At 40.0% G+C, this 19415-nt stretch carries 8 protein-coding genes; 3 read left to right on the plus strand and 5 right to left on the minus strand.

The features are described from left to right. Positions 1 to 44: 44 nt before the first annotated feature. The 5 genes from A4S05_RS35425 to A4S05_RS35445 all read right to left on the minus strand — a co-directional run bounded on the left by A4S05_RS35425 (position 45) and on the right by A4S05_RS35445 (position 15136). The gene (locus A4S05_RS35425) at positions 45 to 1343 is read right to left on the minus strand and encodes a hypothetical protein (protein ID WP_069074439.1); all 1299 of its coding nucleotides are present in this window, start codon (positions 1341 to 1343) and stop codon (positions 45 to 47) included. Between the two features lie 14 nt (positions 1344 to 1357). Next, positions 1358 to 3019, minus strand: coding sequence for a PfaD family polyunsaturated fatty acid/polyketide biosynthesis protein (locus A4S05_RS35430; protein ID WP_069074440.1), 1662 nt, complete (start codon positions 3017 to 3019; stop codon positions 1358 to 1360). Positions 3020 to 3075: 56 nt separating this feature from the next. Then, positions 3076 to 6399: a PfaB family protein gene (locus A4S05_RS35435; RefSeq protein WP_069074441.1), complete on the minus strand. Its 3324-nt coding sequence runs from the start codon at positions 6397 to 6399 to the stop codon at positions 3076 to 3078. Positions 6400 to 6808: 409 nt separating this feature from the next. Beyond that, positions 6809 to 14065, minus strand: coding sequence for a type I polyketide synthase (locus A4S05_RS35440; protein WP_069074442.1), 7257 nt, complete (start codon positions 14063 to 14065; stop codon positions 6809 to 6811). A gap of 729 nt (positions 14066 to 14794) precedes the next feature. Beyond that, positions 14795 to 15136 (minus strand): hypothetical protein, encoded by a 342-nt coding sequence (locus A4S05_RS35445; RefSeq protein WP_370684515.1) that lies wholly within the window; start codon positions 15134 to 15136, stop codon positions 14795 to 14797. 1112 nt (positions 15137 to 16248) lie between these two features. Here A4S05_RS35445 and A4S05_RS35450 point away from each other — a divergent pair. From A4S05_RS35450 to devC, 3 genes are all read left to right on the plus strand, one after another. Next, positions 16249 to 16572: a hypothetical protein gene (locus A4S05_RS35450; RefSeq protein WP_069074443.1), complete on the plus strand. Its 324-nt coding sequence runs from the start codon at positions 16249 to 16251 to the stop codon at positions 16570 to 16572. A 313-nt stretch (positions 16573 to 16885) separates the two neighbouring features. After that, positions 16886 to 18091 carry an ABC exporter membrane fusion protein gene (locus A4S05_RS35455; protein ID WP_069074444.1) on the plus strand — a complete coding sequence of 402 codons (1206 nt, stop codon included), beginning with the start codon at positions 16886 to 16888 and terminating at the stop codon, positions 18089 to 18091. A 145-nt stretch (positions 18092 to 18236) separates the two neighbouring features. Continuing rightward, positions 18237 to 19409, plus strand: a complete 1173-nt coding sequence (devC, locus tag A4S05_RS35460; protein ID WP_069074445.1) for an ABC transporter permease DevC — start codon at positions 18237 to 18239, stop codon at positions 19407 to 19409. Positions 19410 to 19415: the final 6 nt, after the last annotated feature.

Consider the following 19415-nt stretch of genomic DNA (forward strand, 5'->3'; position numbering starts at 1 on the left):
AACTCACTAGGTTCAGGAAATAGGGTTAGCAGATTTAGCAAACCTTAGGCAACTTCAACAACTTTTTGAATTTCCTTAATTGCCAAAGCATCCTTGTAACGCTGATAGCGGTTACCTAGCTTAGTTGTGTTTAACTCCAATCCCAGTTCTTTAATCAGACGCTCTAGCTGCTGAGATTTGTATTGCCAACTCTTTTGTTCCATGTAACCAATGATATTGCGCCACTTTGAACTCACCTGTCTCCAAGAATGAACTAATTGATTTATATCTACTTGCTTATCAGCTAACTCAGGATGGTGCAGAGACATACTTAGTGAGTTTAGCCCGATTCTAACATCAGTTAACATGACTCCTTGCACAGTCAGGTCTAACTTCTCCAAATAAGTTGTGAAACTAGCACTAATGTAGTCTTCCACAATTAGCTGTATGAAATATCGAATGAAATCTTGAGCTTCTGGAGGAGCTACCCTATACAGTTCTACTCCTAAATCAAAAGATGTTGTGTAATGACGTGCTTCATCTGTTAAGTGACCCTGATTCAATTCAAAAGCTAATGGTTCATAATCAAACTTTTCGGGAGAATCAAATAAATAGGCTTCGCTTTTTTTTAATTCCACATTAGCCATGTACCGATACAGCAGAGCCAAACTACCTAAGCCACTTTCTTGGACTTTTTCGGCGGGTAGCATCCTCATAGCATCCCCAATCATGAAGCGTAAAGTTCGATATGTAAAATTTTGACCTTGTTGCTGTGTCTGTTTGATAATCTCTTTAAGAGAGCTTTTCCCCTTTTGAAGATTCAACAGAGTTTCATTTAAATCTTCATTAAAAGTAAAACGGGTATCGAAACTGTCAAAATCTGATTGAGGTATTGCACCAACAGAACCATAGAAAAAACCAGGCTCATCAAAGGAGCTTTGAATTCCTATTTCTCGGCAAACCATACTATATACGGTTCTAAAAGACCAAATATGATCCATTTCTTCATTAGTTTCCTGATGAAGAATCATAAATTCATCCGAGTAGGAAGAAAAAACTTTTTCGGCAATACTCATGTTGGAAATGAGAGACTGATATTCGCTATTGGCAACATACTTGTATAAGTTAGCAAAAAATGTCGCAGATAAAATTGACATTTGACGAGCATTAAAGGAAAGTAAATACTCACAAATTGGTACGGGTAATGGGAGCATTCCCGGATGAGAGTAAAGTTTTTCTCCTTTAATTCCCTGCTTGCTCATCGCTATAGCGACAGTTTTTAATTCTAAGGGATTAGTATGTGCCTGCTCGAAAAGCTTATTTTGGATCTTGGGAATTCGGTTATCAATTTTAACAGTGCTCATCTGATTTTCCTCCTTTAATTAGCAGTAGATGGACGATATTCACTGTAATAAGATGGCATTTGTAAACCCTGCATTTTCAAACTTTGCATCCGGTATAAAAATGCCGCTCCGGTCATAATCTGATTAGCAATATCAACGACTTGGCGATTATTTGATTCAGATAAATAAGAACCTCTAACCCAGTCATTGAAGCTGCCCATAGCTGGGCCACACCAAATTTGATAATCCATTTCTCTTCCTTTTTCCCCAAAGTTAGACCAACGAGATGATAATCCCAGATACCAGCGGAAAATTAGAGCCATCTTCAGTTTGGGATTATTAACAGCTTTGGTTAATTTATCGGGATTACGTTGAGATAAATAACTAACTGTTTCTTCCCAAACTGCTTCCAAACTCTTTTGTAAAACTTGTTTTTCTAATTTCTCTCTTTCTGCTAGTGGAATATCTTCAATTGAGTCATAGTTTTTGTATAACTCAAACAGTTTTTGTGCTCGCAAAGGAAAGAGAGTTCCTCTTTTGAGAACTTGGAGTTTTACCCCCATTTCAAACATATCTGCCGCCGGAGCCATCATTACATCAGCCATCTCGGCTTGAGCCAGCAATTGTTTAGTATGTTGAGAAGTTCCAGCTTCAATACAAGATTGATTAATTGAGCCGGTCACAACATAAGCAGCCCCCATCATAAAGGCAGCTAATGCTGATTGTGGCGTAGCAATTCCTCCTGCTACTCCGACTCTGACTGGTTTTTCATAAGAAAATTTTCTTTGAATTTCATCTCTCAATTCCAAAATAGATGGTAAAAGACAAACCAAAGGACGATTATCTGTATGACCACCAGAATCAGCTTCTACAGTAATATCATCAGCTACAGGAATTTTTTCAGCTAGACTTGCTTGTAATTCACTAATAAGACCTTGCTCAACTAATTGTTTTAAGATTTTTGTGGGAGCAGGTTGCAGAAATTTAGTTGCAACTTCTCTCCGAGAAATTTTGGCAATAATTTTATTTTTGATTTCGATTTGATTGGCTGCATTCAAACCAAGTCCAGCAGCGCGGTAGTAAACAATGTTGTCAGTCAAATCGAGGAAGGCGGAAGCTTCGATTGTTCTTACCTGATATTTAAGATACAAATCAACAACGCCGCGTTCAATAGCAGGTTCACTGGGACTGTGGAGTAAGTTAAATGCGTAAGGCCCTTGGGGTAAAGCTTTTTGAATATGGTTAATGGCTGCTTCGACGCGAGCAGGAGATAAGCCACCAGCACCAAATGAACTTAGGATTTTCTCTTTACCAAGGGCAATTACTAGTTCTTCAGAAGCAATTCCTTGAGCCATTGCGCCCGTGGCATAAGCGTATTTTACGCCATGAAAGCTGAGAAAAGTTGGATCACCTAATTGTCGAATTGATAACGGTGGAACAGCTATTAATGTTTCTACATCCTCAGACTTTTCTTGGTTGTAAGGATATAAATAACCTTCGTTAGTTGCGCCAATTTTTCCTTCGACTCTAATAATATAACAAGGTTTTTCTAAATTTAGTAATTTAGATTTTATGCCTTTTTCGTTAAAAGAGACAGAATCTAAAGCACCTTGCCAAGCTTGATTTTGATGGTAAGAAAAGTCTGATACTTTCAGGTAATTACCATTTTTGTTTAGTATATTGTTTGCGCCTATCATGCTTTTATTTCTCCAGTCAGATAATGTAGCTGCATAAAAGTATGAAAATTTAGATTTTATTCAAATAACCTTTGATAACAAGCCATTTGCAACTGAATTATGGCGCTGATTTGCTTTAGTGACTCCTGTCGCGCTTGTAAAAAAACAGCATGAGTTTTGGTCATACGAGAAGCATTTTCACTTAGCTTTTGATAGTAAGGGCTACGTAAATTGAGACAATGGGGTTCATCAATAACATGAGAAATTGTCAAACTAGAAGTCAGAATGGATTGATAATTTTCCTGTTCTGTTATCCAAGTTTCGTTATTTTCTGATTTCTCTACAGTTTCTAAATTACGCTCTTGTAGCAATAGCCGAGTCGATTCGCTACCATTTTTAAGACCTTTTTGCTGTTGGATATGTTCTGTATTTCTAGAGGTGTTGACAGGACTTGTAATTGTAGTTTGAAACAAAGAAGAATTCATTTGTGCTAATTCCTTAAAATCTGGTAGTTTATGCTGCTGTTGATTAGCAGTGTTAATGGGATGGCTAAAAGAGATGTCTTGAAGTTTTTCTTGTTTATTATTGTTCAAAGATGTGTAATTAATCTTGCTACTGTCTAAGGTTATAAATCTCACCCTAGAATTGTTTTTTTGGGAAACTTTTGGTTCTTGAGAATATAGTGGTGATAAATCTAAATTAACCCGATGACTGAGGAGTTTTGCTAAGGCTTTGATAATAGAAGTATGATCGTCTACACCTCTTTTATTAAGAGACACTGTGATGTGTTCTTTTGCATTGAGGGTTTTATCAATCCATCTAGAACAGTTACTACCGGCACCTACTTCGATGAATATTTTGAAACCATCTTCATAGACGCGGTTAATTAGCTGAGGGAAATTAAGCTGTTGACAGAGGTTTTGAGCAATGTTGTGAGCAATAGAATGGCTGTCAAGGGCAATGGGTTTATACTCGGCTGCGGAATAGAAAATAGTATCTGGTACGTTTTGAGTAGGTAATGTATTTAATCTCACAAGTTCATCGTATTCAGAGCGCATTGTCTCGCAATGAATTACATGGGTGAAGGGAGCAGAAAAAGCATTACAATTTAAGTTGGCAATCACTCGCTGACAGGCTTGGATATCACCAGCGATCGCAACTTCTTCTGTAGTATTAATTAAAGGCAAATAGACATGCTTTTCATCTTTAATAGCTTCCTGAACACGCGAGACTGGACACATGAGAATATAGTTGCGCCAAAAATCTTCGCCTTGCTCATCTTGTCCTTGAGGTAATCCCCAATACTCGCGCACAGCATTTTTGGGGCCAGATAGCCTCGTCTTCAGCAGAGATGATGAGTTAAAGCCCTCACTACCTTCTTGAAACTCAGTCCAGACACCCTGAGCCAACATCATGCTAATTTCGCCCAAGCTATAACCAAAAGCAGATTGGGGCTTGAGTTGGAAATAATTTTTCAGAATTGCTGTCATCAGCCCAGCACAGGCCATTTCTGATTCGAGTACTGCTACTGAATCTTTGAGCAATCGCTGTTCAAGGGCTTCTAATTGCCTGGTTGATAATTTTTCTAAGCTTCGGGGATAAATAAGTTTTTCGACGTTGGCAACACGATTGTAGATGCTTCTGATGAAGGGATCATCGTAAAGTTGAGGAAACAAACGAAACAGATTTCGACCTAATCCGATATACGCACTAAAAGCACCTGGGTAAACGAAAGCAACTTTACCTCTTTGACCCATCGGTTTGGCCGTAAAATAGCTACCGAGAGGGCTTTGCCAGTCTTTCCCTGTCTCGAAGGCATGGGCAATACCCTTGAGGGAGTGCTGAATTTCCCGTTGCAATTCCTCTTGATTGTGTCCGAGAATTGCTAGAGCATAAGTTGCCTGTTGACGCTGTTGAAAAGCTGTGAAAGTCTGACTAGCAGCGTCAGATAGGGAAGAAGAATTTTGAATCGTTTGCTCAAGAGTGCGGATTTCGTCTAATAAAGTTGATTGATCATCAGCTGCGATCGCAAATACATAATAAGGCATTTGCTCTAAATATCGGCTGCTGTGATCTCTCTGATTTGGTTCCTCTGACAAAATTAAATGTGCGTAACTCCCATCTATCTCCATCCCATTAATCGCAGCTATTCTTCTGCTAGCTCCTTTTTCTAAAAACCAGGGTTTTGATTCAAAAGCGACATAAAAAGGACTACCTTGCCAAATCTCTGGCGTTTTGGGGCTAGACCATTGGGGAACCGCAGGAATATAGCGGTGATATAAACAGAGTGCTGTTTTAACCAGACTAACTACTCCCGATGCAGTATGTGTATGACCAATATTGGCTTTGACACTACCGATCGCACAAGTTAAATTTGGTTCAAATGTGCGATAAGCTGTGAGCAAACCTTGAATTTCTGACTCATCTTGCTGGGGAATACCACTACCAACAACTTCCAAATAGTTGATATCTTTCGGTTTGATGTCTGCAAGATGAAAAGCCTGTTGACAAACTTGTGTCACCGCTTCAGAATTTGGGGATTGGGAACTGGAGACGCGATTTGTTGAATTTTTCAGGACACTGAGAGCGTCAATCGTTGCATATATGCGATTGTTCTCTTGTTTTGCTGTTTCGTGGAGCTTCAATACTACAGCCGCCGCACCCTCGCCTACTATCCAGCCATTGGCATTCTGGTCATAACTGAGAGTATTCACGCCTGTGTTAACTTTTGTTATTTGATTTCGTCGTAAAACACTAGCACCATCCCCAGCAAGCTCGATTGCACCGACTAAAACAGCATCTACTTCTCTGATTGTGAGTAGCTTTTGTGCAAGTTCTAAAGCTTTAAAAACAGTATTGTGTTTAGCAATTAATGTGAATGCAGGTCCAGCAAAATTCCATAGTTTGGAAATATAATCAGCCAGTCCATTTTCGATGTAACTTGGATATTGATTATCTTGTTCGATGGCTTTTAACTGCTCTGTTTTCGGAAGTTGATCCAGAGTTAGTTCTGTAGCAGTAGCAATGATTATTGCTATTCTTGTCCCTTGAGAAAGTGCCGCATCTTTGAGGGCATTATCAGCTACCTGAAGCATCAATAGTTCTTGAGAATTAAAATTGTCTACTTCTTCTGGCGGTATTTCCAAATCTAAAGCATCAATCTCAAAATCTTTGATGTATGCGCCTAATGGTAATGCACCGTCGGCAAAACCATAGTTTTTCAGCAACTTTTCTTGGGCTTCTATTGCTTGCAATCGCTGAGGAGGTATGGAAATAAAATGCTGAGTTCCTTCATAAATACTGCGTTCAAAGGCATCTAATCCTTTGCAGTCACCACCCAAATAGCAATCCATTCCCACAATTGCTATTTTAGGAGTTTTATTTTTTGCAAATTCTTCCATCACCTGTCTCCTCAAGCTGATATATACATTTTTGAGTTGCTGATTCCCTGACTTTTTACGGTATCTGGAAAACCTCTCTCCTTTAAGGCCACGGTGTCTGAAATGCTGATTAATCGAGGTTTTACCCCACCCTAACCCTCCCCTTGCAAAGGGGAGGGAACTAGATTTTCTATTTCCCCATTCTGGAAAATCAGTAATGATTGGTTGGATTTTACTTGCAAAGGGGAGGGAACTAGATTTTCTATTTCCCCCCTTGCCAAGGGGGGATTAAGGGGGGTAATTTGACTTGTGTGTACACCGTAGGGGGGTAATTCTACACCGTAGCTCCTTAAAGGAGAGAGACTTTGAATTTCTTACCTGGGGTTAGGAAGCTTTTCCGAATTAAGTGAAAAGTTAGGCTAATTCCTAGTTAAATTTCATCTAATTGCTTGGGTAAAATAGTTCCCTTTGCTCCAAGCATTCGGGTATATATTTGTCCTTGCTGATTATGGGCGATGACATCAACCACTAAACCCGATTCTGTTTTAGATTTTATTTCACAAGAAACATAAAATGTTTCATCAAAGGGGACAGCTTCAAACTGTTCAAAAATTTTGATTTCCGAAGGTAGACAAGCTACCTGATAAAAATGCTGTGCCCAAATCCAAAATGCATGAATCTGCACATCTGCAATATAGGGATTAAATGTTTGGACTGGGAATTGTCCTTGTTGTCTTTTTGCTGGTTCTGGTAAGTAGCATTCTATGGTTATCTTATCCAGAGTGGCATTTAAGACAGATTTTACGCCTTGAAAAGTAAGTCCGTGAAATAAGGTAGCTGCCCCATTTTGATAAAGTGATGAAGTCGTAGCGGTGATTCTATGATCCTGGCTTAAGTTCAGAAATTCGAGTGTAGGGGTACTAGGAACTTCCCGCTTCAGTTTCATCTGGCTACTGAAATGATAACGGATTTTACCTTCTGGAGTTTTACTCCAAATCTTGGCATCGAAATCTATCTCATTGATATCATGTTTAGCAATTTCTTGCAATTCTAAAGTGTATTCGGTTGGTAAATTTTCATCGAAGATTAGTCCCTTTAAAACTTTATAATTTGTACAACTGAAAGCTTTGTAACCAGGATAGATTTGTTCACAAGCATTAGCAATCCATAATAGTCCACAAGTTGCTGGTAGAACTGGATAACCAGCAATTACATGGTCTTGTAAAAAAGGATTAGCAGCTAATGTGAGTTGCCGCTGGATACGAAAAGTTCTTAACTCACTTGGTAGCTTTTCCGGGATAAACACCAGGGGACTACCAATCACAACTTGCACAGTTTCTTGATTTGTACTAGCTAATTCATCAACTAAAAACTCTGTGCCAATTTCAATCGGAATAGTCTCAATATTTCGTTCAGCAAAAGCTTGCTTTAATTCGGGAGAAACCATACCACTGTCCCAAGGGCCCCAATTAATCGCTACTACATGAGAATGGGGATGGTTGCGTTTGACAAGGTGGGCTGATTTGTTGAGAATTTCATTAGCGATCGCATAATCTGTCTGTCCGACATTTCCGTAGAAACCAACTACAGAAGAAAACAGGACTAAATAATTCAATTGATTGGGTGGTACACACCGCAACAGATTTTCTAAACCTTTAACCTTGGCAGCATAAACTGTTTCAAAATCTTGGACTGATTTTTTCTCAATCCGCTTATCAGCCAGATTACCAGCCCCGTGAATAATTCCTGTCACTGGGCCAAAACGCTTCACAGCATTAGCAACTTGTTCAGAAAGCGCGATCGCATCAGTCACATCAACATTCAAATATTCAGCTTTCCCACCCGCTTGTTTAATGGCTTGTAAGGTTGTAGCAATTTCCCGACTAGATGAAATAACGTTAAACTTTTTCTGCACCATTGCAGGTGTGGGTTTTTCGCCTCTAGCGAGGAAATCCTCCATAATCCGCTTTTTCAAATCAGCTTCACTCAAGTAGCCTTCAGTCCACACGGGTTCTGGATCGGCGGCGGAACGACCTATTAAGATAAATTTGCATTGATAACGTTGCGCTAGTTTGATCGCACACTGAGCCGTTATCCCTTTAGCACCGCCACTTACGAGAAATACTTGAGATTGGGCATTGGCGATGGGGAAAAGGTTGGCAGAAAAGGTGCTGGGTGCAAAGGGGATTGTTCCTACTTGCTGCTCTCTGTTTTTTTGTTCTTCTTGTTCACATATTAAGGTTGATCGTCCTTGTGAGTTATATCCCACTTCCACAACCAATAGATTGGGGTCGTGAAGTTCAGCGAGGATATACTGTGCTGATATTTCGGCATCTAAATCAGGATTGAGGTCGATCGCTCGGCAAAATACAGATTCCCATTCCTGGTTCAAACTTTTAGTGAGTCCAAATAGTCCAGCGCCAATTGCACCGAAGTTAGTTTTGTGTCCTAGTCCGAATTCGCCATCTAGACGAGCCACAGTTACAAAACTACTGCGTCCTTGAAGTGCTGCTTGATTCAGTGGTTCCTTGAGATATTTGGCGATGAGAAAGATATGGCGAAGAATAGCTTTTTCTGATTCCAAATAGCGGACATTCTTGCTTGTATCTTCGTGATTTGAGGGATTTAGATGGATAAATGCAGCGATCGCACCATAATTATTAGCGATCGCTGTTAACTGTCCTTGCAAATGCTCCTCGCTCAAATCTGCAAGCACTACACGGCTAACCCCTTCAGGTAAAGCAGATTGCTTAGAAATCACAGTTGAGGGAAAAGTTAAGACAACAGTTTTCCAGCCACGCTTTAACAGAGTCTCAGCTAGTTTCGTCGTGGTGAGAGAACCATCATCAGTAAGCAATGCAATATGCTGATCTGGGAACGTGAAATCTAAAAAATCAGGTTCAGGAAGATATTTGAGTTTGACAGGAGAGCGAAGAATTCGGGATTGGGTACTGGGTACTGGGGATTGGGGATTGGGTATTGGGGATTGGGGATTGGGTAATGGGGATTGGGAAAACTCTTCCCCAGTCCCTAGTCCCCAGTCCCCAGTCCCCACCCCCTTCTCTATATATGCAACAATTTGTCCGAGAGTATGTAATTGAGCCAATGCTTCTGAATTCAGCTTGGGTAAATCAGGATATAGTTCTAGCAACGCTCCTAGAATTTCCACAAGTTTGACGCGATCAATTCCCAAATCTGTCTCAAGATCCATTGATAAATCTAACATCGTCATCGAGTAGCCAGTTTTTTCACTCACGACGTTAGAGACAATGTTAGTAAGCTCTGGAGATGAGGGGGGTGAAGAGGGTGAAGAGGGTGAAGGGGATGAAGGGGATGTTACTGTTACTCCCCCATCACCGTCATCTCCCCCATCCTTCCCATCTCGCCCATTTTCATCCACAGGTGCGTTGACAAGGCCCACCGCAGGGATCGCTGCTGAGATTTCTGATGCAATTTTCCCCATATACTCAGCTATTTGACCGAGGGTGCGTAGCTGTCCCACTTCTTCGGGATTCGGCCTGGGCAAATCAGGATATAGTTCTAACAACGCTCCGAGAATTTCCACACGTTTGATGGAATCAATCCCCAAATCTGCCTCGATATCCATTGTCAGGTCTAGCATCTCCGTTGGATAGCCTGTTTTATCACTAACAACGTTAATCAGAGTTTCGCTCAGGATGGCTTGATCAATGATTACTGCTGGGGGTGGGGGTGCTACTGGTTCTGCTGGTGCTACTGGTTCTGTGGGTATTACTGGTTCTGCGGGTGCTGGGGGTACAAACGCTACAGTTGCAGTCTTATTCTCCTCTAATGGATTAATATCCAAAACTGCTGCTTGATGATGTGCGCCATTACCATTTGTGCCATTACCATTAGTTGAAACTGGCTCAGATTTAGTGGCAAAACCGTTACTCGGTACATCAACCGATGCAGTTTCCAGAACAGAGTTATCCTTTTGGGTTGGTGGAACTACTGGACTAGGTTGATAGTTAATTGGCGGTATCAGACTTGTACTGCTGGGCGACTGTTCATAATGTCGCTGAAGCAATTGGAAAAAGTTGTTAGTGTATTCTTGCTGATGGTTCAGATATTGCTCATGGATGCGGATGCTATCAGCTTGATGGTCGTGAAACCGCATGATGCTGCGTTCTGAACTAGAGACTACTAATTGCTGTGTTTGTGTTTGTGGCTCGCTGAATTTACCATTTCCCCACAACGCATGTTGTTGCTGCATGAGTTGGAAAAAGGTTTTGGTATATTCTGTCTGATGGTTCAAAGATTGTTCGTGAACCTGCAAGATATCATGTTGATGGCGATTGAACTCTATTAATGTGTACTCTAAGTTGTCTATAGCTCTTAGGTAACTTAGAGGAAGTTCTGGAATAGGTTGCAAAGACTTGATATCTAGTTGGTCTGATTGCCCATTCTGCACAGATTTTACTCCACCATTGACTGCGACTTTCTCTGCTGGATGAGAGGGGTTAGCTGTTGCTGGTTTATTCCCATTTCCAAAGGTGGATTGACCGTTGACTGCGACTTTCTCTGCTGGATGAGAGGGGTTAGCTGTTGCTGGTTTGTTGCCATTTCCAACGGTGGATTGACCGTTGACTGCGACTTTCTCTGCTGGATGAGAGGGGTTAGCTGTTGCTGGTTGATTACCATTTCCAACGGTGGATTTCACTTGATGCCCATTTTGCATAGCTTTTTCAAAGGACTGCTTTGTTTTTTCTGATACATAGTTGGTGCTATTTAAGCGGACATTCAAGACCTTATTTGGAGAAGCTTCTGGGATTTTGTACTCCAGTTGATAGGGGTCTAAGTTTTGCAAAGGTAATCCAGCAACGCGCAACTGAATAACAGCTTGCCGTAGAGTGCGATCGCTATCTTTGAGATGACTGGTGTTTAAAGCTACAGCTAAATGAGGGCGATCGCTCAGAATATCTTTTACCAAGTTGGTGAGAACACTCCGCGGCCCAAATTCAATAAAGCAATGACCGCCTTCAGCATAAATATTCTCAATTTCCTGCTTAAACAACACCTGATTCCTCAGATGTTCTTTGAGGACTTTTTGAATAACTTGCGGGTCATTTGGGTAACGCTTTCCAGTCACATTGGTGTAAACCGGGATTTGTGGCTCGTTGAAAGTGACTTTTTCAATAGCTCTGGCAAAGGGTTGCTGTGCATAAGCTACTAGTGGAGTATGGAAAGCTGCGGAAACTCCCAATAAAATGCTAGAAAATCCTTGAGTTTTCAGAGCTTCTTCTACATTGGCAATTTCAGCTTTCGTCCCTGCTAACACCATCTGATTTGGAGAATTCAGGTTAGCAATGGTAATCAGCGGGAAATTCTGAATCAGTTCTGTAACCTGATTAACATCCCCTTTTACCGCCAGCATGGCTCCCGCATCCAATTCGGGATCTTCTGGTGCAGCCATCGCTTGACCCCTAGTTTTGACTAAGAAAAAGTAATCTTTCTCACTCAAAACCCCCGCAGCCCAAAGAGCGGTAAGTTCTCCAAAGCTATGCCCTGCCACAAAATCAGGCTTAAACCCAGCTTGTTGCAATATCTTGTACAAACCAGCACTAAAAGCCCCAATCGCCGGCTGTGCATATTCTGTTTGCTGCAAGATTTTCATCTGGGCAGTCTTTTGATCTAAATCAAACACCGGGTTAGGGAAAACAACCTCCGAAAGGGGCTGCAAACCGTCTTGGCGTAAAAGGTTGTCAATTTGAGCATAGGTCTGCCCCAACTCAGGGAAATTAATTAAGAGTTCCCGACCCATTTCTAAATATTGCGAACCTTGCCCAGAAAATAGGGCAACCACCTTCCCCTCTGTTGCTATGCCAGTTTTGCGGTAGTAAATTCCTTGGGGATGTTCCCAAGATTCTGCTTGCAACTTGTTTCTTAGCAACTCAATACTTGTTTGTAATAAGTCGCTAGCTTGAGTGAGAGAATCAGCAACAAATCCAAGTCTGGCATTTGCGATCGGAATTTCTAAAGATTGAGACGCCGAAATCAATTCTGTATAAAGTTGCTCTCCCGTATCGGATTGCAATTGCTGTCCAATTTCTTGACAACGCGACAACAATTCTTCCGGCGTTGACGCAAACAGCAACACCGGCTGAGAAGGTTTGTGTAAACGATAAGGTTGCTGATGTTGACTGGTGTATTCTTCCAAAACAACGTGATAATTTGTGCCGCCAAAGCCAAAAGAACTTACCCCTGCACGTCTTGGTTGCTCATCGCTGCTAATCCAAGGTCTAGTTTCCGTATTTAAATAAAATGGGGAACTATCAATATCTAATTTAGGATGCGGTTTGGTGACATTAATGGTGGCTGGTAAGACTTTGTGGTGGAGAGCCAAAGCCGTTTTAATCAAACTCGCCGCACCCGCAGCCGCTTTTGTATGTCCAATCTGCGATTTAACAGTTCCGAGGGCAATATGTTGTTTTTTGGGATTGTTTTCGCCAAAAACTTCTTTTATCGATGAAAATTCGGCTGGATCTCCAGCCATAGTGCCAGTACCGTGTGCTTCAATCAAACCAACACTGGTAGGTGAAAATCCGGCATCTTCGTAAGCACGATGTAAGGCTCTGACTTGACCTTCAGGACGCGGTGCATAGATGCTTTTATAACGGCCATCGCTAGAAGTGCCAATACCTTTAATGACTGCATAGATTCGGTCATTATCTCGCTGGGCATCCTCAAGGCGCTTCAGGACTAACATTCCCACACCTTCACCCAGCATCATCCCATCAGATTCGGCATCAAAAGGTTTGACATTCTCACCTTGGGAAACAGCAGGAGTTTTGCTGAAACACATGTAGGCCATAATTGAGTTGTCGGTGTCAACTCCGCCAGTGATCATCATATCGGCTCGATGCTCAATTAGCTCACTAATTGCCATTTTGAGCGCACCCAATGAACTTGCACAGGCGGCATCGACTACACAATTAGTTCCACCCAAATCTAAGCGGTTGGCAATTCTTCCTGTAACTACATTTGCCAGCATACCGGGGAAGGCATTTTCATCCCACTGCACATAAGCGCTTTTGATTTTCTCAATGATTTTTTGTGTATCCTCATCGGATAAACCGCTACCTTTGAGAACTTTTTCCCAAACTGGGTACTGCATTCTCGCAGTCAGTGGAACCGCCAACTGCCTACCCAGCGCTACACCTAAGATTACACCGGTGCGTTCACGACTAAACTGCCGAGATTCGCCGTAACCGGCATCTTCCATCGCGGCTTTCGCAACAACTAAACCTAGCAATTGCGAAATGTCTGTAACTTCTAGGCTGTTAGGTGGTAGCCCAAATTCCATCGGATTGAAATTCACATCCGGGATAAATCCGCCTCTTTTACAGTAGGTTTTATCAAACGCTCTGGGATTAGGATCGTAATAATCCTCTACATTCCAACGCGAAGCTGGAATATCAGTAATACAATCAACTTTGTGAATAATTGTTTCCCAATATTCCTGTAAATTTTTCGATTGGGGAAATATAGAAGCCATTCCGATAATGGCAATATCGGTTTTTTGCCGATGTGTCTTTATTTCGCTGGTTAGTGGTGCATTGTCAACCATAACTTTTTTCACCTGTATGAGCTTGAGTAGAGCTTGTTCACAATTGCTCACTTCTTCTTGCAACTGTGCCAAAACAGCTTCAATCTTAGAAGCAGCCATGACTTTATCTTTACTATTGGATTTATTAAGATGTAGAGATTTTTATAAAAATATTACCTCTACAAAAAAGGTAGATTTGAGCGGCTTTTAGACAGAGTTAGGGTTATAGATGATGATTGATATGCTTTGAGTTAAAGATTCAAGAGTTATAACCCTGCTGGAAGAGATTTTAATGGCAATATTCTGAAGTCTAAATGTATAATCATGACTTCTTTCTTGAACTATTTCACGTATCTAAAAATCTCTTAAAATTAGAGATTCAACGTTAAAACATAAATTATTGATCCAGGGCTATTGCATTCTAGGTTCTAGACATAAACTGCCCATCACTCAAGCTTCAGGCTAATAACTACAGTTTGTGCAAACAGACTATAATCTTTTCTCAGCCGTCTTTAGACGAATTTCGCTATTAGACTCAGAATTCATTCTGAGGCGGAATAGATGAGAATGAAATAGCCCTGGTTGTTGATCAGTTTTAGCTTGGATAGTTTCATCCAGAAAACTTATCCTACTCCGTGTTATCTTATCAACGGTTGCTTGTACTGAATCTTAAACTAGTCGCTTCTCCATTTCAATTGATATGCAACTTGCATACGACGAGATAAGTGTTACCACATGAAATATTGTCAAACAAAACTTTGTAGGCAACTTCAAATTAACAGTACTATAGTTTTGGTTACACATTTGCTAGCTAACATCAGGTAAGTTATTCAGAATCTACGTATTAAACTATACAGAATCTTCTTCTGGATTAGAATTGTTATCTCCTTTATTTGTTATGGCTTGATGTTGAGCAGCAGCTAATAGCTTTTGTTCAAGTCTACTAATACTAATTCCCAACTCAGAAGCTTTTTTACTTTTCCACTCTTCTAGCTCACAATCATGTTGATTGAGCCATTCACGCACCGCGACGCGGGCCATTTCAGCTTTGCGAAGAGTCTGGCGAGCTGAATGAAAAATTAGTCGCTGGTTATCAAAGCTTGGCAATGAGAGCATGAATCGCTGTAGTTTCATTTTATCTAGGGTCTTTGGAGGGCGATCGCTTTCACTCACATAATTATTAAAACTCATTTCAATTAGTATGTCACATCGTAAAAATACATTTTAGAAATTGCATAGAAATTGCATATATCTTCGCTTCAATAATTCTCATTGAATTAAGTAAGTAAGTCGGCATGGAAATTTATAACTATGTAACGAAAAGTTAAAAATGATAGGAAGAGTTAAAATTAATACGTTCTACACTGTGTTTTCCTCTTTCTCCCCTCGCTTTAATTCCATTGATTACGGCATAAGCAAGGTCTAACTCGCCGTCAAATATTTGTCCTGATAGTTCATCTTTTTTAATATGTTGCCACTCCAATTGAATTTTGCGCCATTCATGTAAGACTTCTCTTATAGTTTGAGGAGTCTAGTTAAAGTGAGCAGCTATTTTTTTTTACGTATTAGGCATGTGTATTTTATCTTGAAATATTTACTATGCCTAGAGTGATAGAAGAAGGTTAAGTGCTAATAAAAAGCATTAATTTATCAACCAAGTTAAACTGTATGTAGTTTATTTGCGTATTAAAAGACACAGACAACCATCTTTTTACAAAGATTGGGTATCTGTGAATTGCTGCTATAGCTTTTACATCTATCCACAAGTTGATTTATTTGTTTAATAAATTATGCATTAATCAATAAGCTAATTTTTTCAAAAGCTATTACTGTAAAAAAAAATCTATTTACCCAATGTCACAATAGCCACTAGTAGCTGTATCTAAGGAATGAAAAACTCTAGTTAACAAAAAATAAATCACAAATCAAAGACTTATTTCGATATGCTGAATAATACCAAGGATATAACAATGTTGGAAACTGATAAAGAATTGCAAACATTATTTATGATTTATGCCAAAAACATTGCTAACTACTTATCATCAATAATGTTGCATGTGGGTTGCAATTGAGTATCATTCCGTTTATCGTAAGTGATTAAATGATGTAATTCAATACTGTTTGTTTAAGAATGTCTAGAGATAGATCAATAGGGAGAAGATAAATATAAATTCACCTGATTTGCTGGTTCCTCTATATATTCATAAATGCACAGTATGACAATGCAATTTAATGCGATGACCCGTGTTGTATGAAGCGTTCTGCATAATTTTACTGTCACGAAAATATAAGGGCTTGCTGGCATGAGACTATCTGAGCTAGATCCACTCATACCGCTAATTAAGTTAAGAGAAGAACTCCTGAAGTTACCAAAAGGCTACTCGTTTTTTGAAGAGGAACTAGTAGATTTTTTATCCAGACGAAGATGGCCAGAAAGTAATCGCCGCATTGACCGGACAACTTTCTGGCGCTGGAGAAATGACAACGGGATTGAGCATCAAAAAGTATTTAGTCGATTGGATATTTTGAAGCTCTGCCAAATCTGCGACCACTATCGCATAGATGGAACTCGTAGTGAATACTTAGCGATCGTTAAAACTAAAAAAGAGGTAGTGCTAAACAAATAGAGCTATCTTTGACTAGATGCATAAAGTACCGAATGGCTCTACCGAAAGTTGATTAAGTAGTTATTGGTCATTGGTGCATACCCCGTTCCTTGTGGGTGGAAAAACTTTGTCTTTCATCGGACTAATTCAAACCATCTTAAAGAGTGGGTGTGATTTCTATTGGACTAATAACTAATGATTAGTGACTCTGCACAGTGGTTTGATTCTACTAATAGATTGATGAATCAATACCCTTAATGTTAGTGATATCTGGCTGCGGAAGATCCCCCAACCCCCCTTTAAAAGAGGGGGGCTTAATTCCCTCATTAAAATTATGGTACAAAAACAAAAACAGTCATTCATCAAACCATTCATCAAACCTGTAGGTTGGTGGCCGGTCATGTTAGCAACTACTATGGCTGTAGCTACTGGTGCTGTTACTTTCTATACCTTTTCACGATTTCAGTTGTCCTCGAAAGTTGAGCCTTTACCTACCCCAAATAGTTCTCCTAAAATGACTGCTATTGCTGCTTTAGGACGTTTAGAACCTCAAGGAGAAGTTATTCGTCTGTCGGCCCCAGAATCCCAAGGGGGTGTAAGGGTCACAAAACTCATGGTAAACAAAGGAGATAGGGTGCGACAGGGGCAAGTAGTTGCAATTCTAGACAGTTACTTTCCTCGTCTTGCAGCGCTAGAAAAAGCCCAGCAACAAGTCATAGTTGCCCAAGCTAGTCTCAACCAGGTAAAAGCTGGTGCAAAAGCTGGAGATATATCTGCACAAAAAGCAACCATTGCTCGTTTAGAAGCTGAGTTGCGCGGAGAAACTTCTGCACAACAAGCAACGATCGCTCGTTTAGAGGCTGAGTGGCGCAATGCTGAAAGCGAAAATCAGCGATATCAACAGTTATACAAAGACGGGGCGATTTCAGCTTCCGACGCAGATACTAAACGTTTGCGAGTAGATACAGTTCAACAGCAACTCAATGAAGCTAGGGCTTCTCTCAACCGCACTGTAGAAACTCTGCAAAAGCAGTTAACGGAGGCCAAAGCCAGACTCAAAAGTATTGCCGAGATTCGTCCTACCGATATAGCAGCAGCTCAAGCTGATGTCGAAAGTGCAGTAGCCTCAGTTAACCAGGCTAAGGCAGAGTGGGATTTAAGTATTGTGCGATCGCCTATAACCGGGCAAATCATGAAAATTAATGCTTGGCCTGGAGAAGTTATCGGCAATACAGGAATAGCTGATTTAGGTCGCACACAACAGATGTATGTGGTAGCAGAAGTCTATGAAACTGATATTAAAAAAGTACGTCTAGGTCAGTCGGCCATTATTACTAGCGATGCTTTGCCAGGGAAATTACGAGGAAAAGTCGCAGATATTGGTTTGCAAATTGGCAAACAAAATATCTTTAATAGCAATCTTCAAGCAGATACCGACAACAAAATAGTTGATGTAAAAATTCGGATTGACAATACGGAAGACAACCAGCAAATCGCTGGCTTTACTGATTTACAGGTGGAGGTAATGATTGATATTTAGCACTTCTAAATAGAGCTTTTTTAACTCACAAAATATTCCTAAACTGCCTAAGATTAATTCGTAATTAGGACAGGCTAAAAAATCTTGATTTAAACAAAGCAATTTTCCTCAGCTTAGTCTAATTTCTATCCTTGAGGTTTACCAAATGATTCTCAATATACCCTTAGCTTGGCTACAATTAGCTCGACAAAAAATTCGTTTTATTGTAGCTTTGGCTGGAATTGCTTTTGTAGCAGTTCTAATGTTTATGCAAATTGGTTTCCAAGCCGCCCTCTATGATAGTGCTACCCAGTTGCATAAAAATCTAGAAGGAGACTTATTTTTAATCAGTGCCCAATATAAATCGCTAACATCAAATCAAAGCTTTTTTCGTTCAAATTTATATCAGGTATTAGGTTTTGATAGTGTAGAATCAGTTAGCCCTTTATATGTACAATTCGCGAAATTTAAGAACCCCAACAATGGTCTAAAATTTCCACTATATGTGCTTGGGTTCGATCCAGTTAAATCAATTTTTAAGTTTCCAAATATCGAAGAAAAGCTCAGTATAATCAGGATTCCTAATATTGTTTTATTTGACCGCGATTCTCGTCCAGAATTTGGTGCGATCGCTAAAGATTTTGAGCAAGGAAAAGATATAAAAGTTGAAATATTTAGCTATACCGGATTAGTTGGTTACAGAGTTAAAATTGGTGGTTTATTTAAACTAGGGCCTTCTTTTGGCGTTGATGGAAATTTAATCGTTAGTTCTTCAACTTTTCTGCGAATATTTCAAGATCGTCCGGTACAAAAAATAGATATAGGATTAATTAAACTCAAACCTGGTGCTAACCCCCAAAAAGTTTTAGCAGATTTATCAGCCAAATTACCCAAAGATGTCAGAGTTATTACCCGCAAAGACTTTATTGCTTTGGAAAAAGCCTATTGGTCTCTTAGAACACCTATTGGGTTCGTGTTTAACTTGATGGTTTTAATGGGGTTTGTTGTTGGTGTAATCGTTGTTTATCAAATACTTTATAGTAATATTTCTAGTCATTTAACCGAATATGCAACTTTAAAAGCAATGGGATTCAAAAACAAATACTTATTAAGTGTAGTTTTTCAACAAGCTTTAATTTTAGCATCTCTAGGTTATGTTCCGGGTTTAGCTATATCTATAGCCCTATATGATGTATCAAAAAATGCTACTAAATTACCAGTTATCATGACTACAGATAAAGCCATATTAGTATTAATCTCAGCAACATTAATGTGTTTAACTTCGGGTTTTTTATCTACAAATAAACTCCGGAATGTAGATCCAGCAGATATTTTCTAGATTAAA

The organism is Nostoc sp. KVJ20 (assembly GCF_001712795.1).
GTDB lineage: Bacteria > Cyanobacteriota > Cyanobacteriia > Cyanobacteriales > Nostocaceae > Nostoc.

Bases quoted from the DNA above. Each gene is read 5' to 3' on its own strand.
- A4S05_RS35425 (WP_069074439.1), bottom strand. From the start codon at position 1,343: ATGAGCACTGTTAAAATTGATAACCGAATTCCCAAGATCCAAAATAAG.
- A4S05_RS35430 (WP_069074440.1), bottom strand. From the start codon at position 3,019: ATGATAGGCGCAAACAATATACTAAACAAAAATGGTAATTACCTGAAA.
- A4S05_RS35435 (WP_069074441.1), bottom strand. From the start codon at position 6,399: ATGGAAGAATTTGCAAAAAATAAAACTCCTAAAATAGCAATTGTGGGA.
- A4S05_RS35440 (WP_069074442.1), bottom strand. From the start codon at position 14,065: ATGGCTGCTTCTAAGATTGAAGCTGTTTTGGCACAGTTGCAAGAAGAA.
- A4S05_RS35445 (WP_370684515.1), bottom strand. From the start codon at position 15,136: ATGAGTTTTAATAATTATGTGAGTGAAAGCGATCGCCCTCCAAAGACC.
- A4S05_RS35450 (WP_069074443.1), top strand. From the start codon at position 16,249: ATGAGACTATCTGAGCTAGATCCACTCATACCGCTAATTAAGTTAAGA.
- A4S05_RS35455 (WP_069074444.1), top strand. From the start codon at position 16,886: ATGGTACAAAAACAAAAACAGTCATTCATCAAACCATTCATCAAACCT.
- devC (WP_069074445.1), top strand. From the start codon at position 18,237: ATGATTCTCAATATACCCTTAGCTTGGCTACAATTAGCTCGACAAAAA.